This window comes from Rugamonas sp. FW305-51, assembly GCF_058786935.1.
In genome coordinates this window covers 100,170-120,241 of sequence record NZ_JBYSZG010000015.1, presented here as the reverse complement: position 1 = coordinate 120,241, position 20,072 = coordinate 100,170, and the positions used below count along the sequence as shown (strand labels likewise).

Below are 20,072 nucleotides of genomic sequence, written 5' to 3'. Positions count from 1 at the left end.
ACCCCGGCCCGCCCGCCGGCCCGGCCGGCCGTTACTGGCCCGCCACCGTGTTGACCGGCGACGCGGTCAGCCGTTCCACCATCGCGTGCACGGCCTGCATCTGGGGCCCCGACTTGAACGCGTAATTGATGCCCGTGTAGCCATACCAGTCCCAGCAGCCCTGCGGGTTGTAGGGCACGTTGGACGCGTTCACCTGCGGGTACAGCACGATGATGTTGTTGGTGTCGGCCCAGCTGTTGTAGCTGCTCTTGCCGTAGAAATCATCCTGCACCACGGCCGCCGACTGCTTGCAGCCATGGAAGGCCACATGCACCCGGCACGCCTTGCCGGCGCCGCAGCTGGCCGGCACGTAGGCATAGGCATCGGACGCCATGCCGGTGCCGGCGTCGGCGAACTCACGCTGGTTGAAGGTGATGATCTTGCCCGACAGCTTGCTGGCCGGCGGTTTGGCGCTTCCGTAAATGTGGGCGAACATGGCACCCGGCTGGTCGTAGGCCTGGTGGTGCACCGTGCACTTGCTGATGTAGGGCGCCGCGTTGGCGCCGCAACTGTTGCCGAACGATGGCGTCAGCAGCGCATGGCCGGCCGGCACCGAATTGACGTAGACCAGGTTGGCATCGGCCACGCCGGCATCCTTGAAGAAGGTGACGGTGGCGTCCACGGCCTGCTGGTACACCACCGTATCCTTGGTGCCGCTGAACACATAGATGCGGTCGCTCTGCAAGTCACTGAGCGGATCGATCTGGCCGCTGGCCGCGAAGCCCTGGGCCGCCATCAGTAGCAGGGCCGGGTTGGGCGGCAGGAACGGCACCTGGCCCATGCACACGGCCGCGTTCACCAACGAGCCGGCGGCGCAGTAATACGGCCCGCCGGCCACCACCCCGGCCCCGATCACGGAGCTGGAAAAAGCGACTTGATATTGCACCGCCATAAAAGCGCCCGACGACAGGCCAGAGACGGACGTGGCGCCATGGTCGGCGCCCAGCGCGGGCAAGTTGCTGCTGCCACGCGCCAGAGGGGAAAACGCCAGCGCGACGGCCAGCACGGAAGCATAGACGGGCAATTTCATGGTGGACTCCAGGATCGGAAAAGGGGAGAAAATCAACGGCTGCGCAGTGCCTATCAAGGTAAAATTGATGCACCGCACCATCAGCGCACAACGATCTTCCCACAGAATCGGCGAGGCGGGGCGTCCGCTATCGGGACGTTGTAAAAATACAAATTATCGGGAGCATGGAGTCTTGATGGCCGGCACGGCAAGTTGCCGGCCAGGGCAGTCAGGTGGCCGGCGTCATGGGCAGGCGCACGATGAAGCGGCTGCCCTTGCCCACTTCGGACGCCACGTCGATCTTGCCGCCATGTTTGTGGACGATGCCGTAGGACAGCGACAGGCCCAGGCCCGTGCCGCTGCCCACGGGCTTGGTGGTGAAGAACGGTTCGAAGATGCGGTTCAAGTGCTCGGGCGCGATGCCCGAACCCGTGTCGGCCACCTCCACCCACACCCAGCCGTTGCCGGTGCCCGTGCTGATGGTGATCACGCCCCGCTCCTTGATGGCGTGGCCGGCGTTGACGAGCAGATTCATGAACACCTGGTTCAGCTGCGACGCCAGGCAGCGGATCGGCGGCAGCTGGCCGTAGTGCTTTTCGATGGTGGCCTTGTACTTGAGCTCGTTTGACACGATGTTGAGCGTGCTGTCCAGGCCCTTGTGCAGGTCGGCGATCTGCCATTCCGTCTCGCCCACGTGGGAAAAATCCTTGAGGGACTGGACGATATCCTTGACGCGCTTGAGCCCGTCCATCGATTCGCGCACCAGCTCGCCCACATCCTCGCGCAGGAAGTCCAGGTCGGCCTGCTGGCGCACGGCCGCCATCTGCGCGCCCACTGCCGCCTGGCCGGCCGCCGCCTGTTCGTACTGGTCGATCACGCTCAGCAGCGTGCCCACATAGCCTTGCAGCGCGCCCATGTTGGAATTGACGAAGCCGACCGGGTTGTTGATCTCGTGCGCGATGCCGGCCGCCAGCTGGCCGATGGACGCCATCTTTTCCGACTGCAGCAGCTGCTGGTGGGCGTCGCGCAGCTTGCCGATCAGCTGCTGCTGCTCCACGCCCTTGGCCTGCAGCGCCTCCTCCATGTGCTTGCGGGCCGTGATGTCGGTCAGCGAGCCGATCACTTCCAGCGGCGCGCCGTGCTCGTCGCGGATCAGGCGCAACGTGTCGTGCATCCACAGATAGGAGCCGTCGGCCACGCGGAAGCGGTACTCGTAGGCCCGCTGCCCTTCCGTGAACACCAGCGCCAGGCTGGAAAAAATGCTGGGCGCGTCGTCGGGATGGATGTGGTCGAACCAGAAGTTGGGGTCGGCCAGCATCTGCTCGGGCCGGTAGCCGAGCACGTTGTAGGCGTTGTTGCTGACGAAGGTCATCTTGAAGTCACCGCTGGGCACGGTGCAATAGATGATGGCCGGCGTGTTATCGACCAGGTACTGCAGCCGCACCAGCGGCGAGGCCGCCTCGGCGGCCGGCGCCCGGGCCGGGGCATCGGTGGAAAAGAATTCGATTTCTTCGAATTGCATGACGATAGTCTCGCGGCAGGCACGGCATGGCGACGGACGCGATGAGTGCGGCGGGCAGGCATACGCGGCTCGTTCCGATTATGCCTGATTTCACAATCGTCAGGCACATATTTCACCAATGGGCATGCCAGGCCAGGTGCGGCGTATCATGCTCATGTTGCGGCTGCGGCTGCGGCTGCCAGGCGCGGGGGTCAACCCGGTAATACTTGGCGAATTCGGCGAACAGTTCGGCATGGTGTTCCGCCATCTGCCACGGTTTTTCAAAAAACGTTTCCGTCGCCACGGCGAAGAACTCGGCCGGGCTGGTGGCGCCATAATGGTCCATCACGCTGTGCTGGCGGTACATGGCTTGCCAGCGCAGCGACTGGAAATCGCGCGCCAGCACTGCCGACCACTCCCGGTAGCTGGCGTGATGGCCGAGATAGGGCGCGCCATTGGCGCGGCCCGACTCGCTGTCGAGCTGGTGGGCGAACTCGTGCAGCACGACGTTGTGGCCGTCCGTCCAGTCGGCCGCGCCGCGCTGCACGTCGTCCCACGACAGCACCACGCGGCCGTCGTCCCACGACTCGCCCAGCATGCTCTGGCGGCCGGGCGTGACCACCCCGCCCGGCCCCACCTCGTCGCGCCGCGCCACGAAGGCGGTGGGATAGACGAGGATGGTGTGCAGGGCCGGATAGACCTTGCTGGGCCGGTTCAACAGCAACAGGCAAGCCTGGCCGGCGATGGTGACGGCCATCTCATCGTCCACCACCAGCCCGTCGCAGCCGATGAATTTTTTCTGATAGAGAAATTGCGCCACCAGGCGCCGCAACTGGGCCTGCAAGTCCGGCGCCATGGCGCGGTAAGGGGCGACGTGACGTTCCAGTACGGCCACTGCGCTGGCCGGCAAGGGCCGCGCCAGCGCCCGCCGCAAGCGCCAGCGGGGGATGATCCACGGCAGGACGATGGCCAGCACCGTCAAACCTAACAAGAGCAAAGCGTCCATGTGCACCAGAGGGGTGTCGGCCGCAACGGGATGCCCGGCCACCCACCCCAAGTGGGGCGGGTTGCCGTCAATTCAATCACTTTTCTTGCCTGGGCGCCAGCGGCACGGCGGCCAGGGAGTTCACTCGGCCTTCTGCTGCGACGCCGGCGAGCCGAACAGGGCCGCCACCAGCGGGTCGCGCATGACGGGGCCGCGGTTGACGCGGATGGCGTAATGGGTGTCGTCGGCCAGGATGTGGAAATGGCGGCCATTGCCGGCCATGGCCAGCTCGCGCGCGCCGGGACGCTCCTTGCGCGGCGGCGCCCCTTCCCGCTTGGGCTGGACGATGGCGGCCAGGAACATGCGCACCCGCTCCGGGTCGGGCGTGAGCTGGTACACAGCCTTGCCCAGGTAGGTGGCCGTGCCTTCGATGTAGCGCGCCAGCTCGATCACGCCCGCCTCGCGCAGGTCGCGGATGTACTTGCGGGCGCCGGATGGCGAAAACTTGAGGAACCAGGCGATCTCGTCGGCCAGCATTTCATGCATGGACAGCTCGCCGATCAGCTTTTGCATGTTCTCGATGCGGCGCAAGGTGGCCGAAGTCGAGCGCACCCGTTCGATGGGCGCCATCGACAGGGCCGGCTTGCGGTCCAGCGGCGGGGCGGCCCGTTCGACCAGGGTCAGCTTGGCCAGCCCGGCGCCGGCGTCGCGCGCCGGCAAAGCCGGCAGCTCAGGACAGCCCTGGCCCCGGGCTGGGCTGACGTCGAGATGTTGAGTTTGTCTGTATGCATGCATTTTCTTTACTCCTTAAATCAATTCCCGGGGACAAACGGCGGCCACGCAAGAGCTACGCCATGCGTTGTAGATCAGCTACCAGATTGCCGGGCCGCGATTTTTCAGTCTGTGCGGCAACGAACATATAAACTCTTCAATTTGTATCCAAATGCATCATTCCGCCTGCACGCGCGCGCACGGCAGGGCTGCCTGTGTTGGATAGCCGCCGGCGCGCTTGGTTCCCCGTGCCCTTACTTGACCCGGATATCGTTCTTCACCTCCTTCACGCCCTTCACATTGCGGGCGATTTCAGCGGCCTTGGCGATATCGGCTGCATTGGCGACGAAGCCGCTCAGCTGTACCTTGCCCTTGAAGGTCTCGACGTTGATTTCCGTCGACTTCAGGGTCGGTTCATTGAAGATCTCGGCCTTGACCTTGGTGGTGATCAGGGTGTCGTCGACATATTCGCCCGTGCCTTCCTGCTTGGGGGTGGAAGCGCAACCGGCCGCGGCCAGCAGCGCGGCGGACAGGCAGGCGGTCGCAATGTAACGTGCGGATTTCATGGCAATTCTCCTCGGTGAATGGAACAAAGGGACAAACGGCTAGTCCAATGAATTGCTCGAAGTGAGCCAGTCAGCGAGCGTGCTGCTGCACCGACAGCTCAGTTGTACGCGCTAATGGGGCGGTCATCCGTTCGTTGCCGTACACAGGACGCAGGGTGCGGCACCGTACAGACCGCGTGGTGCGGGCTGACTAAGCTGGTGACACACTTTTCGGGAGGACAACATGAAACACAGCATCTATATGGGCGCATTCACCCTGGCCGCGGCCGCAACGGCGGCCACGCTGGCCGGTTGCGCCAGCAATGCGCCGTCCGCGCCCGTGACTTATTCTTCGCAGCCGTCCGCGGCAGCGGCCTACTACGGCACGGTCGACAACATCCAGCTGGTGCGGGCCGGCGGCGGCACCAGCGGTGCCGGCGCCGTCACGGGCGGCCTGGTGGGCGCCCTGCTGGGCAACCAGGTGGGCTCGGGCAGCGGCCGCACGGCCGCCACCGTGGCCGGCGCCGTCGGTGGCGCCCTGGTGGGCAACAAGGTGGAGAGCGACCGCAACCAGCCGCACGACACCTACCAGATCAGCGTGCGGATGGACAACGGCGATTACCGCGTACTCCAGCAGGACGACATCGCCGACATGCGGGTCGGCTCCCGGGTGCGCCTGGTGGATGGCCACCTGGTCCGTTACTGACAGCCGGAGGGCGCCATGGGAACCCTGATTCTGCTGATCCTGGTGCTGATCCTGATCGGCGCCCTGCCCACCTGGCCCCACAGCCGCAGCTGGGGCTATGCCCCCAGCGGCGTGACGGGGCTGGTGGTACTTATCCTGTTGGTCATGTTGCTCACCGGCAGACTTTAACCGGCCGCTTGCGGCCAGCTATGGGAGGTATCATGATGAACGACATCACAAGCAAACCCCTGCGCCTGGCGCCCCTGCTGTTAGGGGCCTTGCTGTGCGCCTCGGCGCTCGCCCAGACCCAGGACTACCCGCGCGGCACCATGCCGCCGACCGAACAGAACACATCGGCCGCGCCGCCAGTGGACGACAGCACGCGCCCCGCCACGCCGACGGTGGACGACAGCACGCGCGCGGTCCCGCCAGCGGCCGGCGCCACACCGGCCGCGCCGGCCGTGCAGGACAGCACGCCCGGGGTCACCCCGCCGGCCGTGGCCCAGCAGCAGAAAAAGGAAATCGCCCACGGCGACCCGAGCCGCTGGTACAACAACGACAGCACGGCGGCCGACCAGCTGCGCACCGTGCGCAAGGAAATCGCGGCCGCCCTGCAGGAAGCCACGCTGGCCTGCAAGAAACAGCCCGCCACCGAGCGTTCGCAATGCATGAAAGAGGCGCGCAACACCTACCAGCATGACATGGTCAACGCCAAGGCGATACGGGACGAGAACAACCGGCTGGAGTAAGGCCGCTCCGCGTTCAGGCCGGCGGCAGGTCGTGTACGACCAGCGGCGTATCTTCGCTGACGAAAGAGAGCCAGGCCGCCGCCTGGACCGCGCGCTGACCGTCGCGGTAACCCTGGTCCCAGCGCCAGTCGATGGAACCGCGCGAGAAATTGATGTCCTTGGCCGCCATGTGCCAGTCGCGCCCGCCATACGGCAGGCGCACCACGTGCAAGGTCGTGTCGCAGCCGAGCGCGGCCAGTTCATCGGCCGTCTGCGCCGTGTGGGCCTCGGGCGGCAGCGCCTGGTACAGCTCGCGCAGCTTTTGCCGCATGCGCTGGGTTTTCACATAATCGTCCAGGTGGCGCCGCGAACGGGAAGCGAAGGTCACATCCTTTTGCCGCGTCTGCACTTCATCGAGCGTGGTCGGCTCCGCGCCTTCCGCATTCCACAGGTCCACCATGAAACACAGGGTGTCGGCCGCCGCGCCGTCCTCCAGCACGGTCTCCAGCGGCGTGTTCGAATACAAACCGCCATCCCAGTACAGGTCGCCGTCGATGCGCACCGGCGGAAAGCCGGGCGGCAAGGCGCCGCTGGCGCGGATGTGATCGGCATTGATGGCCATGTCGCGGTTGTCGAAGCGGCGCAGGCTGCCGCTAGTCACGCGCAAGGCGTTGACGGTGAGGCGGGTGCCGCCGGGCGCGTTCAGGTAGTCGAAGTCGACCAGCCGCTCGAGCGTGCGGCCCAGTTCACTCGTATCGTAGAAGCTGGCCTGCTCGGGCGCCACGGCCAGGCCGGACGGAAACAGGTTGAAGCCGCGCGGTTGGAAAAAGCCCGGCACGCCCCGCACCAGCGTATCCCAGGTCTGCAGCAGGATATTGGTGCGGCGCAGGCTGTCGGGCAAGGCGCGCATGTCGAGCGTGTCACGATGGGCGATGCCGTGCCAGAACGCGCGCAGCCGGTCCAACCGCACGTCCGGTGCGTTACCGGCCAGGATGGCCGCGTTGATGGCGCCGATCGACGTGCCGACGATCCAGTCCGGCGCCAGTCCGCTTTCGTGCAAGGCCTGGAACACGCCGGCCTGGTAGGCCCCCAGCGCGCCCCCGCCCTGCAGTACCAGCACCACCCGCATGCCCCCCGGATTGAGATGCCGCTGCTTGACATGTATCGCCTGCTGTTCCATTTTCACTGCGCTGGCTCGGCCCGCTTGCGCCGCGCCAGCCAGGCCACGCCCAGCGCCACCACGGCCCCCACGCCCAACGCCGGCTTGAGCAGGCGCTTGCGCATGATGAACGATCCCACCGTCAACGCGATCGGCAGCACCGTTTTCAGGTTCGCCATGTTCAGGCCGCCCGGTGACAGCAAGCTGCCCAGCCGGGCCTGGGCCAGCTCGGTGGCCTGGCCGACGGCGCTGTGCAGCAGCGCCTCGGGCCGCAAGGCCATCCCCAGCTGGGCCTTCGCATGGGCCACCTTGACGCGCTGCAGTTCGCCTTCCCGTATCAGGCGCGCCTTGTTGGCCGCCAGGGCCGTCTGTTCCATTTCTGTCGTCATGCTTCCTCCGGCTACAGCAACATGTCACGGTCGGACTTGAGTTCGGCCATGGTGGCTGTCAGCGACAGCTTGCCATTGCGTATCATGCTGCGCGCATACAGGATCAAACCCAGCGCCGCCAGCATGAAGGCGCCCGTCATGATCAGCAGGATTTTCCAGCCCAGCGCATCCCAGGCCAGGTAGACGATGGTGACGGTGCCATAGGCCAGCGCGAAACAGCCGGCCACCACGGCCAGGGCGAACATCACCACCAGCCGCAGCAGGTGGTTGCGCACCTCGCCCAGTTCCAGCGCCGCCAGTTCCAGGCGCGACAACGCCAGCCCCAGAATGCCGCGCGCCACGGCCGCCAGCGAGGCCAGCAGGCCCGGCGGCGGCGGCGGCGCGCCCTTGTCCATCGGTTCCGTCGGGGTCACGATGGCTTACTTGCGACCCAGGATCACGCCCACCAGCAGGCCCACGCCGGCCGCCAGGGCGATCGAGCGCCACGGATTTTCCTTCACGTACACATCGGCCGACTTGGCCATTTCCTTGCTCGCCTCGAGCGCACTCTGCTGGGCTTCATGGGCCTTGGCCAGTGCCGTGTCCAGCGCGCGCATGCCGCGCCCGCGCAGTTCCTCGGCCTTTTCTCCCGTCAGCGCGGTGGCAGCCGTAAACAGCGCCTGCGCATCCTTGACCAGGGTTTTGACATCGTTGTTCACGGTACTGATATTGTTTTCCAGCATGATGAGGCTCCTGTTGTTTGAGTAAAAGAACTTGCCTGCCCTACCTTACCGCAGATTGGACTCAGTCCAGCAAATCGCGCATATCGTCCGCATGCTCCTCTTCCACCGCCATGATCTTGATCAACAAATGGGTGGTGGTGGGGTCGGCCGTGCCCAGCCGTTCTATCATTTGCCGGTACGATTCGATCGCCACCCGCTCGGCGATCAGGTTGGCCCGCACCATGGTTTGCACGTCGACAGACTCATCATACTCGGCATGGCTACGTGCGAGCAACGTTGCTGGATTGAAATCTGGCGTACCGTTGAGCTGAATGATGCGTTCGGCCAGCCAGTGGGCGTGTTCCTGCTCCTGCTCCGCGTGGGCCAGGAACTCGGCCTTGATGGCCGCGTTCTGGCGCCCCGTCACCGTGTAGTAGTGGCGCCGGTAGCGCGCTACGCACACCAGCTCCGTGGCCAGGGCGCCGTTGAGCAGTGCCACCACGGCCGCGCGGTCGCCCTGGTAGCCGACCGTGACGGGGCCGTCCTGCAGGTGGGCCGCGGCGGCCCGGATGGCCACCGTGTCGATGCCGCTGCGCGGCGTGGGTTGATTATCATCCATGATGTTCCCTTCCTGTGCTTGAGATTCAATGGCGGTTGGCGATCGGCGCGCCGTCCTGCGACAGCACGATCTCGACCCGCCGGTTCAGCTGGCGGTTGCCGGCGTTATCGTTGCTGGCCACCGGAAACGCCTGCCCATAGCCGCGGGTGGCGATGCGCTCGGGCGTGATGCCCATGCCGACCAGGGCATTGCGCACGGCCTCGGCGCGCCGTTGCGACAGCTCCAGGTTGTGGGCCGGGCTGCCGGTGCTGTCGGTGAAGCCTTCCACCAGCACGTTGCTGCCCGGCTGCTGGCGCAGCACATCGGCCAGGCGCGCCGCCGTGGTAACGCCCTGTGCGCTGAGCTGAGCCTGGTCGACGTTGAACAGCACGTCGCCGAAGGTGATGACGAGGCCGCGCTCGGTCTGCTTGGCCTTGAGGTCGGCCAATTCCTGCTGCAAGGCGCTGGCCTGGGCGTTGGCGACCTGGGCCTGTGTATTGGCGGCCTGGGCCTGGACTTGGGCTTGCTGCGCCTTCTGGCGCTGCTGGTCAGCCTCCAGGGTCCGTTCCTGCACCAGCACCTGGTCGCGCTGATGGCCGGCGTCGGCGGCCTGCCGTTCGGCTGCCTTTTGGCGTGCCGCTTCCTGCGCCACCGCGATGCGTTGCTTGGCCGCATAGGCCAGGCTGTCGATCGTGTTCAAGCTTTCCTTGCGGGCCGCGGCCGCGTTGGCGCGCTCCAGCGCCGCCGACGCCTGCTGCAGTTCGGCCGGCGCATCGCGCGCGACGGCCGGGTTGCCTTGGGCGGCCAGATAGTCGCCGCGGGCCTGGTCGAGCAGGCTGGTGGTGGTCGGGGTGGTGCTGCACGCAGCCATCAGCACGGACAGGGCAAACGCTGCGGGAATGCAATGGAACTGTTTCATGATGTTCTCCTTGGTTGGCGCCGGACGCGGCGCCCGGCGTCATTGCTGCTGGATGCTGCGGTTGCGTTCGATTTCCTCACGCAGCGCCCGGATGCTGTCCTGCAGTTGGGCAGCGGCCGTGCTGGCCTTGCCGGCACTGGCCTTGCTCTGGGCCAGCGCCGCATCGGCCTGGGCCTGGGCGGCCAGGTTTTCGGCCGTGCGGTAATCCTTGGCCGCCAGCGCCTGGCTGGCGCGCTGCAGCTTGTCGCGTGCCGCCAGCATCTCGTCCGGCGCCAGTTCGCCGGCGCCGGCATTGCTTGCGCTTTCGACGGCCGCGCGCGAAGCGGCCACATCGGCCGTGGCCGGCGTCTTCTGGCTGGCGCAGCCGGCGCACATGGCCAGCAGTACCGCGCCGGCCAGCCACGGCCAGCGTGGCCGGGATGGCCGGGATGGCCGGGTTTGCATATCGGGTTGGCTAGTTCGCATGTCCATTCTCCTTGTGATAGTGGGGCCACAGGAAACACAGCGGCCACAATGCCTACTCTTATAGGCCCATGCCGACCGCGATTCAGTACGCTGCCGCACATTGAATCCAGGCCGCACCATTGCTGCGCCGCCGCCGCGCGCACGGGTGTAGGCTGACAACGTGCGCGCAGCCATACCCAAAGGGCGCCGCCTCGGTTATGCTCGCGCGCTCGACCAACCCATAGGCTGAACATGTCCCTGTCCCGTCCCGCCCGTATCGCCCTGATCATTGCCGCCGTCGCCATCGCGCTGCCGGCGCTGGCCGTCGCCGTGCTGCTCAACGTGGACTGGAACAGCGCCCGGCCCTGGCTCGACGCCCGCGTGAGCGAGGCGCTGGGCCGGCCGTTCGCCATCCGCGGCGAGCTGCGCCTGACGTGGCAACGGCAGGGCCACACGGCGGCCGACACCACCTGGCGCGACTATTTGCCGCTGCCCCACCTGGTGGCCAACGACGTGCACCTGGGCCAGCCGCCGTCCATGCCGGCCGCCGCCGGCGACGACATGGCCAGCGTGCGCCAGTTCGCCTTCACGCTGGACTTGCTGCCGCTGCTGGAACACCGCATCGTGATCCCGGAATTGCGTTTCGACACGCCGGCCGTGTTGTTGCAGCGTGACGCCCAGGGCCACGACAACTGGACCTTCAAGCCGGCCGAACGGCCCTCGCCGTGGCGGCTGCAATTGCGCCAGGTGGTGTTTTCCAAGGGCAGCGCGCACTACCTCGACGCCCTGACCCGGGCCGATGCCACGGCCGAGGTCGACACCGTCACCGACGACCCGCTCTACGGCGTGGCCTGGCAGCTGCGCGGGCGCTGGAACGGCCTGCCCGTGCAAGGCAGCGGCAAGGCCGGCGCCGTGCTGTCGCTGCAGCAGCAACTGCTGCCCTACCCCCTCACGGCGCGCCTGAAAGTGGGCGCCACCGACATCGCCGTCACCGGCACGCTGACCAAGCCGACGGAACTGGCCGCGCTCGACCTGCAGCTGCAGGTGGCGGGCGCCAGCATGGCGCGCCTGTACGGCCTGACCGGGGTGCTGCTGCCGGAAACGCCGGCCTACCGCACGGCCGGCCACCTCAGCGCCAGCCTGGGGCCGCACGCCAGCCACTGGACCTATGACCGCTTTACGGGCAAGGTGGGGGCCAGCGACATCGGCGGCAAGCTCGAATTCACCACCGGCGGTGCGCGGCCCCGGCTGGCCGGCACCGTCCATTCCACGCTGCTGCAATTTGCCGACCTGGCGCCGCTGATCGGCGCCGACTCCAACGCCAGCAAGCAGGCGCGCGGCGTGGCGCCGGTGCAGCCGGGCGACAAGGTATTGCCGGTGGAAACGTTCAAGACGGAACGCTGGACCAGCATCGACGCCGACGTGCGCTTCCGGGCCCAGCGCATCGTGCGCGAACGGGAGCTGCCCATCCACCAGCTCGACACCACGCTGCGCCTGCAGGACGGCGTGCTGACGCTGGCGCCGCTGACCTTCGATGTGGCCGGCGGCAAGCTCAATTCCGACATCCGGCTCGACGGCAGCGGCAAGCGCAACCCGCACGCCCTGCAAGGCACGCTCAAGGCCAGCGCCCGCCACCTGCAGCTCAAGCAACTGTTCCCGGCCCTGGCCGCCCAGCAGGCCAGCGTGGGCGAGCTGAACGGCGACGCCAACCTGGCCGCCACCGGCAATTCCGTGGCCAGCCTGCTGGCCTCGTCCAATGGCGAATTGCACACCGTCATCAACCAGGGCAGCGTCAGCAAGTTGCTGCTGGAGGAAATGGGCCTGAACATCGGCAACGTGGTGCTGGCCAAGCTGTTCGGCGACAAGCAGGTCAAGCTCAACTGCATGCTGACGGACTTCGGCGTCAACAACGGCCTGATGCACACACGCCAGTTCATCGTCGACACCGACGACGCCACCCTGCACGTGACGGGCACGGTCAGCCTGGCGCAGGAAAAGCTGGACCTGACGCTCAAGCCCGACAGCAAGGGCTTGCGCATCTTCTCGCTGCGCGCCCCCATCTACGTGCGCGGCACCTTCAAGCAGCCGAACGTGAGCCTGGACAAGGGCGTACTGGCCCTGCGCGCGGGCGGCGCACTGGCGCTGGCGGCCGTGGCGCCGGTGGCGGCCATCTTGCCGCTGGTCAACGCCGGCCCCGGCGGCACGCCCGTCAGCGGCTGCGCGCCCCTGCTGGCCCAGGCCGCCAACCAGCCGCCGCGCGGCGCCGCGACCCGTCACTGACGGCCGGCCGCGGCGCCGCCTGTCTATGTGTGCTGGCGTACGGACTGCCGGTCCGAACCGCCGTAGCCTGCAATTATTGGCACTGGAGCGCTCGCCGCACCGTCGCCATCATCAAGGAGAACATTATGGTTACCACAGCAAAACTGGTCGCGACCGCGGCCATGCTGATCGGCACTATCGGCCTGAGCGCCTGCTCCGGCATGTCCACCCGCGACCGCAACACGGCCGTGGGGGCGGGCGTGGGCGCCGTGGCCGGCTCCGTGCTGACCAACGGCAGCTCGGTGGGCACGGTCGGTGGCGCCGCCGTCGGCGGCGTGATCGGCAACCAGATCGACAAGCACAGGTAAGCGCAAGCCGGTGCAAGCCGGCGCGCGCAAGCGCCCGGGCATGCCGCCCGCGGCGCCGCGCCGCCGCCGCCTGGCCCAGGCGCGCCGGATACGCCTGTAACGGCACCAATTGGCTCCGTATGTACGCTGACGCACAGAACGGGGAGATGCAACAGAGGAAAATCCTTGCATCCCGATAGCGGCCCCAGGCCGTTGCCACTTATCCAACCCAGGAAGCGTCATGCATATACACGAAGCCTCGGCCCAGCAGGTCACCCATCCTATACTCATCATTGCTGCCGTGGCCGTCGTGCTGTTCTGTAGCGTCGGCACGGCCGCCATTTTGGGCTGGCTGCCGTCGTCGTCCGGCAGCGGCTACGAGCCGGTGCCGGCATTGCAGCGCCCGGTAGCATCCGCGCCGGCGCCGCAGGAGCCGGTACAGCTGGCCCTGGCCACCCAGGCCACGCAGCCGGCGCCGGCGGCCCCGCCGGCGGCCCAGCCACCGGTGCCGGCCCAGCAATGGGCCCAGGCCCCGCAGGCGGACGAACCATCGGCACCGCGACCGGCCCCGTCCGCACCGCCGGCCCACCATTGCAGCAATTGCGGCGTGATCACCGCCATCCATGAAGTGCAGACCCGGGGCCAGGGCAGCGGCCTGGGCGCGGCCGGCGGCGCCGTGCTGGGCGGCCTGCTGGGCAACCAGGTGGGCAGCGGCCATGGCCGCCAGCTGGCGACCGTGGCCGGCGCCATCGGCGGCGCCGTGGCCGGCAACCAGATCGAAGGCAATATGAAGTCCAGCCACAGTTACAACGTCGTGGTGCGCATGGACGATGGCCGCACCCGCACCGTGCACCTGAAGTCGGCACAGAACTGGCGCGCCGGCGATCCGGTGCGCATTGTCAACGGCACCCTGCGCGCCGCACGCTGACGGCCGGGCGCACGTGTACGGCACCGTACAGACCATGCGCGGCACCAGGGTGAGAATCGGAATCGGATAGGGCGCTGTGCGATACAGCACGGCGCCGCGATTGCCAACCGGCAAACCGGCCTCCGTCCGGCGCACACCCTTCGCGAAGGAATTATCATGCTCTATACCATTGCCGTCATCCTGCTCGTCCTCTGGCTGCTGGGCGTCGTCAGCTCCTACACCATCGGCGGTTTCATCCACATCCTGCTGGTAGTAGCCATCGTCATGGTGCTGCTGCGCCTGATCAGCGGACGCAGTATTTAACTGTCCCCATCGCGCGCGCAACCGTCCCGTTGCGCGCCGCTCGCATCGCCGCCCCGTTCGGTATATCCTGCAAGCTCCCCCACCAACTGGAGCTGCCATGTCACGCCTGCCTGCCCTCTTGCTGATCTTCGCCGCCGCCCATGCGGGCGCGCAAACGATGAAACCGGGACAGTGGGAACTCAACAGCAAGATGAAAAGCGCCAACGCCGAGGTCGACCAGGCCATGACGGCGGCGCTCCAGCAGCTGAACAACCTGCCGCCGGCCCAGCGCCAGCAAATGGAACAGATGATGGCCCAGAACGGCGCCACCATGCCGCGCCTGGCGGGCAATGGCGGCGTCGTCATGAGTGCCTGCATTACGCCGGAAATGGCGGCCCGCCACGAATTGCCCACCGGCCAGCAAGGCCAGTGCAGCAGCCACAGCCAGCAGGTGAACGGCGGCATGAACGTCAGTTTCAGCTGCACCAATCCGCCATCGAGCGGCCAGGGCCAGGTGCGCTTCCACGGCGATACGGCCTTCACCATGCACATGAACGTGACCACCAGCGCCCGCGGCGCGCCGGAACAGATGACGGTGGAGACAGCCGGCCGCTGGCTGGCCCCCAGTTGCGCACAGGGCCAGCGCTGATCAACATTTGCGCCCAACAGCGGCAAACCACCTTGCATCTAAGCGGATCAGCCTTACATCGTCCTGACGAAACTGCGCCTTGTGACCTATCCGGCAACAACAAAAATAAAATACTTTCATGGACCGTCGCACCGCAGCCATGCCGGTTTATAGTGAACCACAATACTGCGGGACAATTATTGTGAAAGGCTGAATACCCATGCAACGCCCATCTGCACAAGCGCTCTACGACAGCAAACGCGGCACGGCCAGCGACGCACTGCGGCTGCTGCGCGACGGTGACGCCATCATCGTCCCCTCCGGTGTGGGCGAACCGCCCACCCTGCTCACTGCCCTGTCGGAGCAACGCCGCCAGTTCCGCGACATCAAGGTGGCGCAGATTTTGGCCATGCGCAAATACGGCTATTTCGATTGCGAGACGGTCGAGCACGTGCGGCACGTGGCCCTGTTCTTCGGCGGGGCCTCGCGCCCGGCCGGCCAGGCCGGCTGGGCCGATTTCATCCCTGCCTATTTCTCCGAGCTGCCCAGCCTGATCGAACGGGGCCAGATCGCGTCGGACGTCGTGTTCGCCATGGCCTCGCCGATGGACGAGCACGGTTTCTTCTCACTCAGCCTGGGCGCCGACTACACGATGGCGGCCGTGGCCAAGGCCCGCGTCATCGTGCTGGAAGTCAATCCCAACGTGCCGTTCGCGCACGGCCAGTGCCACGTCCACGTGTCGCAGGTGAGCGCCGTGGTGGAAAGCAGCGAACCGGTGCTGGAAGTGGGCTTGCCCAAGATTGGCCCGGTGCAGGAAGCGATCGGCAAATACGTGGCCGACATGATCGCCGACGGCTCCACCCTGCAGATCGGCTACGGCGGTATTCCCGACGCCGTCGTAATGCAGCTGACCAATAAGAACGACCTGGGCATCCATACGGAAATGATCGGCGACGGCATCCTGTCCCTGGTCGAGGCGGGCGTCGTCACCAACCGGCGCAAGACCCTGCTGCCGGGCAAGATGGTGGCCACCTTCGCCCTCGGCTCAAAGCGCCTGTACGACTTCATGCACCACAACGCCATGCTGGAAATGCATCCGGTCAATTTCACCAACGATCCCTACATCGCCGGCCAGAACGACAACCTGATCAGCATTAACGCCAGCCTGCAAGTCGACCTGCTGGGCCAGTGCGGCTCCGAGAGCATCGGCCACCTGCCCTACTCCGGTACGGGCGGCCAGGCCGACTTCGTGCGGGCCGCCAACCGCTCGCGCGGCGGCAAGTCCTTCATCGTGCTGCCGTCGACGGCCAAGGATGACACCATTTCGCGCATCATGCCCACGCTCACGCCGGGCACCCATGTCACCACCAGCAAGAACGACGTCAACTACGTGGTGACGGAGTTCGGCGTGGCCCAGCTGCGCGGCAAGTCGGCCAAGCAGCGGGCCGAGGCCCTGATCGCCATCGCCCACCCGAACTTCCGGGCCGAGCTGCGGGCCGCCGCCAGCAAGATGCTGCTCTGCTAGCAGGCGCGGGCCCAGGGCGCGCTGGCGGCCATGTACGCCAGCGCACGGAACACGCTGGCCAAAAAGGATACACTGTCGTTTTCACCAATGCGGCTGGTCCGTATCCCTGCATGCTCGCTATCCTCGAACGCATCACCGCGGAGAGCAGCGATATCGGCCTGATGGTCGAGCTGTTCAACACCTTGCGCCCCCGGCGCCCCACCGACGCAGAACGGGCCACGGCCAACGTTCGCACCTTATGCCAGCTGCTCAAGGGTAATCCGGCCCACGCCGCCGCCTTGCGCGCCTATGCCTGCCGGCTGCTGGCCGCGCGCCGCCACGCCAGCCTGTACACGGAGATCGGCGTGCTGTCGAATGACGGCTTCTTCACCGAACTCAAGCGGCGCATCGCCTACCGCATGCTGCCGCCCGCGCTGGGCGACGACTACCTGAGCGATGCGCTCGACCAGCTGCTGTGCAAGCGCAGCGATTACCTGTGGATCAGCGCCGTACCGGCCGCCGACTGGCTGGCCCTGCTGGACGTGCTGAGCCAGGCCGGCGGCAGCCCGGATGATGGCCGCCGGCTGTTCCTGCCCGGCTTGCTGGAAGCGATACGCACCCTGTCCTACCGCGTCTGTGCGCTGGGGCTGGAGCCGCGCCTGACCAATTTCCACACCGAAGTGGAAACCTACGATTCGCCCTTCGTCGAACAGAACGTGGAAGTGGCCGCCTACCTGGAAGGCTACCAGCGCCTGCTGGCCGGCAGCGCGGACACGATCGAGGATGCCCGCCACCTGCTGGTGATGCTGGACCAGTGCGATGCCGTGGTGGCCAAGATCCGCAAGAAGGCCCTGAGCCAGGGCACCAGCATCGCCCTCACCTACCTGCTGGTATCGCTCACCCAAAGCACGGACCGGCTGCGCAAGCTGCTGTTCCTGGTGGACTTGAGCGGCGAATTGCCCAGCGCGCCCACGGTGGACCTGGAGGCCGTGGCGGCCGACGCCGCGCCGCCCGATGCGGGACCGGAGGCGGTCGGCAAGCGCCGCGCGGCCGGCGTGGCGCTGGCGCTGGAACTGATCGCGGCGCACAACAACAAGTACACGGTGCGCGACCTGCTGGCCGACAATATCGACCTGTTGGCCCGCAACATCACGGAAAACGCCAGCCGCACGGGCGAGCACTACGTGGCCGACGACCGCCGGCAACTGGCGGCCATGTTCATGTCCTCGGCCGGGGCCGGACTGGTGATCGGCTTCATGGCCATGTTCAAGATCCTGATGTCCTACCTGCGCGCCGCGCCGCTGGTGGAAGCCTTCCTGTACAGCATGAACTACTCGCTGGGCTTCATGTTCATCCACCTGCTGCACTTCACGGTGGCTACCAAGCAACCGGCCATGACGGCCTCGCGCATCGCAGCCGGCCTGCACAGCCAGGATGGCCGCAACATCGACCTCGACAGCATGGCCGAGCTCATCAGTAAAGTGTTCCGCACCCAGCTCACGGCCGTGCTGGGCAACCTGGCCACGGCCATTCCCACGGCCTGGCTGATCGCCGTCGGCTACCGGGAAATCACGGGCCGCCAGCTGGTCACACCGGACAAGGCCATGCACCTGCTGCACGACATCGATCCCATCGGCAGCCCCGCCCTGTTCTACGCCATGATCGCCGGCGTGTGCCTGTTCGTGGCCGGTCTCATCTCGGGGTATTATGATAACCAGGCGCTCTACACGCGCTGGGCCCAGCGCATCGCGCAGCGGCGCGGCCTGGGCCGGCTGATCGGCCAGCAACGCCTGGTGCGCCTGGGCCTCTACCTGGAAAACAATCTGGGAGGACTGATGGGGAATTGCTACTTCGGTATCCTGCTGGGCACGATAGGCACGCTGGGCTTCCTGCTGGGCCTGCCGCTCGATATCCGCCACGTCACTTTTTCGTCGGCCAACTTCGCCACCGCCCTCGTCGGCCTCGACTACCAGATCAGCTGGCAGCTGGCTGCGCAGTCGGTGCTCGGCTTCCTGGCCATCGGTGCGGTCAACCTGCTGGTCAGCTTCGGGCTGGCGCTGTGGGTGGCGCTGCGTTCGCGCCAGGTCCGCTTCCGCCATGGCCTGCGGCTGCTCAAGGTGCTGGGACAAAAATTCCTGGCCGGACCGGTGACCTTCTTCATCGGCGCGCGGGACGGCGCGGCGCCCGATGCCTCACCGTCAAAGGCGCTCAGATGAACGGGCCGGGCGCGGCACGCTGGCTGTCCATGGCACTGCTGTGCTGGACAGTCGGCAGCTGCGCCTCGCTGCCCGATGTGCAGGAACTGGGCAGCACCCTGACGCCCGCGTCCACCCCCAACGTCACGGGCGCGCACGGTGCCCTCAGCGAGACGCGCACCCAGGCCCTGCTGCGCAAGCGCTGGCCCAAGGGCACGCTGGACTTGCAGGCCCAGGCCGCGCTGGAAGAGGCGGCCACCGGCGTGCCCCTCATCGCGGGCAACAAATGCACGCTGCTGTACGACGGCCCGCAGACCATGGCGGCCATGGCCACCGCGATTGCCGCCGCCACCGACCACATCAATCTGGAAACCTACATCTTCGAACAGGACGCGCTGGGCCGCCAGTTCGCCGACCTGCTGATGGAACGCCAGCGCCACGGCATCACCGTCAACATCCTGTACGACAGCGTCGGCACGCTGGACGTGCCGCAGGCCTTCTTCGACCGCATGCGCGAGGCCGGCATCCACCTGGTGGCGTTCAACCCCGTCAATCCGGCGCGCCTGCGCGGCGACGAGTGGCGCCTCAACAACCGCGACCACCGCAAGCTGCTGATCGTGGACGGCAAGGTGGCGTTCACGGGCGGCCTCAACATCAGCGGCATGTATTCGCGCAGTTCGCTGTTCCGGGCCCGCAGCCAGCCTGCCGCCGCCACGCAGCCGGGCTGGCGCGACACGGAACTGATGGTGGAAGGCCCTGCCGTGGCCGCCTTCCAGTGGGTCTTCATGCGCACCTGGGCTGGCCAGGACGCGGCCGACCTGCGCGACGCCCATTACTTCCCGTCCCTGGCGAAGGCCGGCGACAAGATCGTGCGCGTGCTGGCCAGCGATCCGGACGGCCACTTCGAAATCTACAAGGCCTACAGCCTGGCGATCCAGCAGGCGCGCCGCGCCATCCACCTGACCTCCGCCTATTTCGTGCCGGACCAGCAGACGGTGGCCGCGCTGGCGGCCGCGGCCCGGCGCGGGGTGGACGTGCGCATCGTCGTGCCCGGCAAGTCGGACCTGGGCCTGGTGCTCTACGCGGGCCGCGCCACCTATGACGATCTGCTGGCGGCGGGCGTCCACATCCATGCGCTCAAACTGGCCGTGCTGCATGCCAAGACCGCCGTCATCGACGGCAACTGGTCCACGGTGGGATCGACCAACATCGACACGCGCAGCTTCCTGCACAACAGCGAGCTCAACGTGGTGGTTTTGGGCGACAGCTTCGGTACCGAAATGGAAAGCGCGTTCCGGGAAGACTTGAGCGATTCGGCCGAGATCACACTGCAGGCTTGGCGCGCGCGTCCGCTGGCCGAGCGCCTGCGCGAATGGCTGGCCCGCATCATGACGTACTGGCTGTGACGGGCCGCGGCGCGGCGTTGGCGGAAAAACCACAAGCCGGCGGTTTTACT

General features: G+C 66.8%; 23 protein-coding genes. 11 read left to right on the top strand and 12 right to left on the bottom strand.

What is annotated here, in order from left to right; translation table 11 throughout:
• Window positions 1–31: 31 nt before the first annotated feature.
• The 5 genes from AC3WOS_RS13050 to AC3WOS_RS13030 all read right to left on the bottom strand — a co-directional run bounded on the left by AC3WOS_RS13050 (window position 32) and on the right by AC3WOS_RS13030 (window position 4,871).
• On the bottom strand, window positions 32–1,069 hold the full coding sequence (locus AC3WOS_RS13050) for an extracellular catalytic domain type 2 short-chain-length polyhydroxyalkanoate depolymerase (RefSeq protein ID WP_492716386.1): 1,038 nt from the start codon (window positions 1,067–1,069) through the stop codon (window positions 32–34).
• Window positions 1,070–1,277: 208 nt separating this feature from the next.
• A complete protein-coding gene (locus tag AC3WOS_RS13045; RefSeq protein ID WP_492716385.1) occupies window positions 1,278–2,570 on the bottom strand; it encodes an ATP-binding protein in 1,293 nt (430 codons plus the stop codon).
• A gap of 112 nt (window positions 2,571–2,682) precedes the next feature.
• A complete protein-coding gene (locus AC3WOS_RS13040; RefSeq protein WP_492716384.1) occupies window positions 2,683–3,555 on the bottom strand; it encodes a M90 family metallopeptidase in 873 nt (290 codons plus the stop codon).
• A gap of 120 nt (window positions 3,556–3,675) precedes the next feature.
• A complete protein-coding gene (locus AC3WOS_RS13035; RefSeq protein ID WP_492716383.1) occupies window positions 3,676–4,329 on the bottom strand; it encodes an ArsR family transcriptional regulator in 654 nt (217 codons plus the stop codon).
• Between the two features lie 230 nt (window positions 4,330–4,559).
• Window positions 4,560–4,871 (bottom strand): BON domain-containing protein, encoded by a 312-nt coding sequence (locus AC3WOS_RS13030; RefSeq protein ID WP_492716382.1) that lies wholly within the window; start codon window positions 4,869–4,871, stop codon window positions 4,560–4,562.
• Window positions 4,872–5,094: 223 nt separating this feature from the next.
• Between AC3WOS_RS13030 and AC3WOS_RS13025 the strand changes: the two genes are divergently transcribed.
• Genes AC3WOS_RS13025 through AC3WOS_RS13015 form a run of 3 tightly spaced genes read left to right on the top strand, consistent with a single transcriptional unit; the run spans window position 5,095 to window position 6,284 of the window.
• Window positions 5,095–5,556 (top strand): outer membrane lipoprotein, encoded by a 462-nt coding sequence (locus AC3WOS_RS13025; protein ID WP_492716381.1) that lies wholly within the window; start codon window positions 5,095–5,097, stop codon window positions 5,554–5,556.
• 15 nt (window positions 5,557–5,571) lie between these two features.
• The gene (locus AC3WOS_RS13020) at window positions 5,572–5,724 is read left to right on the top strand and encodes a DUF3309 family protein (RefSeq protein WP_492716380.1); all 153 of its coding nucleotides are present in this window, start codon (window positions 5,572–5,574) and stop codon (window positions 5,722–5,724) included.
• 32 nt (window positions 5,725–5,756) lie between these two features.
• The gene (locus AC3WOS_RS13015; RefSeq protein ID WP_492716379.1) at window positions 5,757–6,284 is read left to right on the top strand and encodes a hypothetical protein; all 528 of its coding nucleotides are present in this window, start codon (window positions 5,757–5,759) and stop codon (window positions 6,282–6,284) included.
• Between the two features lie 13 nt (window positions 6,285–6,297).
• Here AC3WOS_RS13015 and AC3WOS_RS13010 read toward each other — a convergent pair whose 3' ends face one another.
• The 7 genes from AC3WOS_RS13010 to AC3WOS_RS12980 form a co-directional block, all read right to left on the bottom strand.
• On the bottom strand, window positions 6,298–7,443 hold the full coding sequence (locus AC3WOS_RS13010) for a patatin-like phospholipase family protein (RefSeq protein ID WP_492716378.1): 1,146 nt from the start codon (window positions 7,441–7,443) through the stop codon (window positions 6,298–6,300).
• Between the two features lie 2 nt (window positions 7,444–7,445).
• Window positions 7,446–7,811 (bottom strand): hypothetical protein, encoded by a 366-nt coding sequence (locus AC3WOS_RS13005; protein WP_492716377.1) that lies wholly within the window; start codon window positions 7,809–7,811, stop codon window positions 7,446–7,448.
• Window positions 7,812–7,822: 11 nt separating this feature from the next.
• On the bottom strand, window positions 7,823–8,206 hold the full coding sequence (locus AC3WOS_RS13000; RefSeq protein WP_492716388.1) for a phage holin family protein: 384 nt from the start codon (window positions 8,204–8,206) through the stop codon (window positions 7,823–7,825).
• Between the two features lie 24 nt (window positions 8,207–8,230).
• Window positions 8,231–8,533 (bottom strand): ElaB/YgaM/YqjD family protein, encoded by a 303-nt coding sequence (locus tag AC3WOS_RS12995; protein WP_182152609.1) that lies wholly within the window; start codon window positions 8,531–8,533, stop codon window positions 8,231–8,233.
• Window positions 8,534–8,594: 61 nt separating this feature from the next.
• A complete protein-coding gene (locus tag AC3WOS_RS12990) occupies window positions 8,595–9,131 on the bottom strand; it encodes a ferritin-like domain-containing protein (RefSeq protein WP_492716376.1) in 537 nt (178 codons plus the stop codon).
• A gap of 25 nt (window positions 9,132–9,156) precedes the next feature.
• Entirely contained in the window at window positions 9,157–10,029 is an 873-nt protein-coding gene (locus AC3WOS_RS12985) for an OmpA family protein (RefSeq protein WP_492716375.1), read from the bottom strand.
• Window positions 10,030–10,068: 39 nt separating this feature from the next.
• On the bottom strand, window positions 10,069–10,494 hold the full coding sequence (locus AC3WOS_RS12980; RefSeq protein ID WP_492716374.1) for a DUF4398 domain-containing protein: 426 nt from the start codon (window positions 10,492–10,494) through the stop codon (window positions 10,069–10,071).
• Window positions 10,495–10,725: 231 nt separating this feature from the next.
• On the opposite strand from AC3WOS_RS12980, the gene AC3WOS_RS12975 reads away from it, so the two are divergent.
• The 8 genes from AC3WOS_RS12975 to cls all read left to right on the top strand — a co-directional run bounded on the left by AC3WOS_RS12975 (window position 10,726) and on the right by cls (window position 20,022).
• Complete coding sequence (locus tag AC3WOS_RS12975; RefSeq protein ID WP_492716373.1) at window positions 10,726–12,753, top strand: AsmA family protein; 2,028 nt, start codon at window positions 10,726–10,728, stop codon at window positions 12,751–12,753.
• A gap of 125 nt (window positions 12,754–12,878) precedes the next feature.
• On the top strand, window positions 12,879–13,100 hold the full coding sequence (locus AC3WOS_RS12970) for a YMGG-like glycine zipper-containing protein (protein WP_492716372.1): 222 nt from the start codon (window positions 12,879–12,881) through the stop codon (window positions 13,098–13,100).
• A 220-nt stretch (window positions 13,101–13,320) separates the two neighbouring features.
• Complete coding sequence (locus AC3WOS_RS12965; protein ID WP_492716371.1) at window positions 13,321–14,007, top strand: glycine zipper 2TM domain-containing protein; 687 nt, start codon at window positions 13,321–13,323, stop codon at window positions 14,005–14,007.
• A gap of 156 nt (window positions 14,008–14,163) precedes the next feature.
• The gene (locus AC3WOS_RS12960) at window positions 14,164–14,310 is read left to right on the top strand and encodes a lmo0937 family membrane protein (RefSeq protein WP_492716370.1); all 147 of its coding nucleotides are present in this window, start codon (window positions 14,164–14,166) and stop codon (window positions 14,308–14,310) included.
• Between the two features lie 97 nt (window positions 14,311–14,407).
• Window positions 14,408–14,938 carry a DUF3617 domain-containing protein gene (locus tag AC3WOS_RS12955; RefSeq protein WP_492716369.1) on the top strand — a complete coding sequence of 177 codons (531 nt, stop codon included), beginning with the start codon at window positions 14,408–14,410 and terminating at the stop codon, window positions 14,936–14,938.
• A gap of 199 nt (window positions 14,939–15,137) precedes the next feature.
• Window positions 15,138–16,442, top strand: coding sequence for an acetyl-CoA hydrolase/transferase family protein (locus AC3WOS_RS12950; protein WP_492716368.1), 1,305 nt, complete (start codon window positions 15,138–15,140; stop codon window positions 16,440–16,442).
• Window positions 16,443–16,552: 110 nt separating this feature from the next.
• Window positions 16,553–18,637 (top strand): site-specific recombinase, encoded by a 2,085-nt coding sequence (locus AC3WOS_RS12945; RefSeq protein WP_492716367.1) that lies wholly within the window; start codon window positions 16,553–16,555, stop codon window positions 18,635–18,637.
• Window positions 18,634–20,022, top strand: coding sequence for a cardiolipin synthase (gene cls, locus AC3WOS_RS12940; RefSeq protein ID WP_492716366.1), 1,389 nt, complete (start codon window positions 18,634–18,636; stop codon window positions 20,020–20,022). Before AC3WOS_RS12945 ends, cls begins: the two co-directional genes overlap by 4 nt.
• Window positions 20,023–20,072 lie beyond the last annotated feature (50 nt).

Coding starts and splice junctions, on each gene's coding strand:
- AC3WOS_RS12980 (WP_492716374.1), bottom strand. CDS start 10,494: ATGCGAACTAGCCAACCCGATATGCAAACCCGGCCATCCCGGCCATCC.
- AC3WOS_RS12970 (WP_492716372.1), top strand. CDS start 12,879: ATGGTTACCACAGCAAAACTGGTCGCGACCGCGGCCATGCTGATCGGC.
- AC3WOS_RS12945 (WP_492716367.1), top strand. CDS start 16,553: ATGCTCGCTATCCTCGAACGCATCACCGCGGAGAGCAGCGATATCGGC.
- AC3WOS_RS13025 (WP_492716381.1), top strand. CDS start 5,095: ATGAAACACAGCATCTATATGGGCGCATTCACCCTGGCCGCGGCCGCA.
- AC3WOS_RS13000 (WP_492716388.1), bottom strand. CDS start 8,206: ATGGACAAGGGCGCGCCGCCGCCGCCGCCGGGCCTGCTGGCCTCGCTG.
- AC3WOS_RS12990 (WP_492716376.1), bottom strand. CDS start 9,131: ATGGATGATAATCAACCCACGCCGCGCAGCGGCATCGACACGGTGGCC.
- cls (WP_492716366.1), top strand. CDS start 18,634: ATGAACGGGCCGGGCGCGGCACGCTGGCTGTCCATGGCACTGCTGTGC.
- AC3WOS_RS13035 (WP_492716383.1), bottom strand. CDS start 4,329: ATGCATGCATACAGACAAACTCAACATCTCGACGTCAGCCCAGCCCGG.
- AC3WOS_RS12965 (WP_492716371.1), top strand. CDS start 13,321: ATGCATATACACGAAGCCTCGGCCCAGCAGGTCACCCATCCTATACTC.
- AC3WOS_RS13020 (WP_492716380.1), top strand. CDS start 5,572: ATGGGAACCCTGATTCTGCTGATCCTGGTGCTGATCCTGATCGGCGCC.
- AC3WOS_RS12955 (WP_492716369.1), top strand. CDS start 14,408: ATGTCACGCCTGCCTGCCCTCTTGCTGATCTTCGCCGCCGCCCATGCG.
- AC3WOS_RS13045 (WP_492716385.1), bottom strand. CDS start 2,570: ATGCAATTCGAAGAAATCGAATTCTTTTCCACCGATGCCCCGGCCCGG.
- AC3WOS_RS13010 (WP_492716378.1), bottom strand. CDS start 7,443: ATGGAACAGCAGGCGATACATGTCAAGCAGCGGCATCTCAATCCGGGG.
- AC3WOS_RS12950 (WP_492716368.1), top strand. CDS start 15,138: ATGCAACGCCCATCTGCACAAGCGCTCTACGACAGCAAACGCGGCACG.
- AC3WOS_RS12975 (WP_492716373.1), top strand. CDS start 10,726: ATGTCCCTGTCCCGTCCCGCCCGTATCGCCCTGATCATTGCCGCCGTC.
- AC3WOS_RS13050 (WP_492716386.1), bottom strand. CDS start 1,069: ATGAAATTGCCCGTCTATGCTTCCGTGCTGGCCGTCGCGCTGGCGTTT.
- AC3WOS_RS13015 (WP_492716379.1), top strand. CDS start 5,757: ATGATGAACGACATCACAAGCAAACCCCTGCGCCTGGCGCCCCTGCTG.
- AC3WOS_RS12985 (WP_492716375.1), bottom strand. CDS start 10,029: ATGAAACAGTTCCATTGCATTCCCGCAGCGTTTGCCCTGTCCGTGCTG.
- AC3WOS_RS12995 (WP_182152609.1), bottom strand. CDS start 8,533: ATGCTGGAAAACAATATCAGTACCGTGAACAACGATGTCAAAACCCTG.
- AC3WOS_RS13030 (WP_492716382.1), bottom strand. CDS start 4,871: ATGAAATCCGCACGTTACATTGCGACCGCCTGCCTGTCCGCCGCGCTG.
- AC3WOS_RS12960 (WP_492716370.1), top strand. CDS start 14,164: ATGCTCTATACCATTGCCGTCATCCTGCTCGTCCTCTGGCTGCTGGGC.
- AC3WOS_RS13005 (WP_492716377.1), bottom strand. CDS start 7,811: ATGACGACAGAAATGGAACAGACGGCCCTGGCGGCCAACAAGGCGCGC.
- AC3WOS_RS13040 (WP_492716384.1), bottom strand. CDS start 3,555: ATGGACGCTTTGCTCTTGTTAGGTTTGACGGTGCTGGCCATCGTCCTG.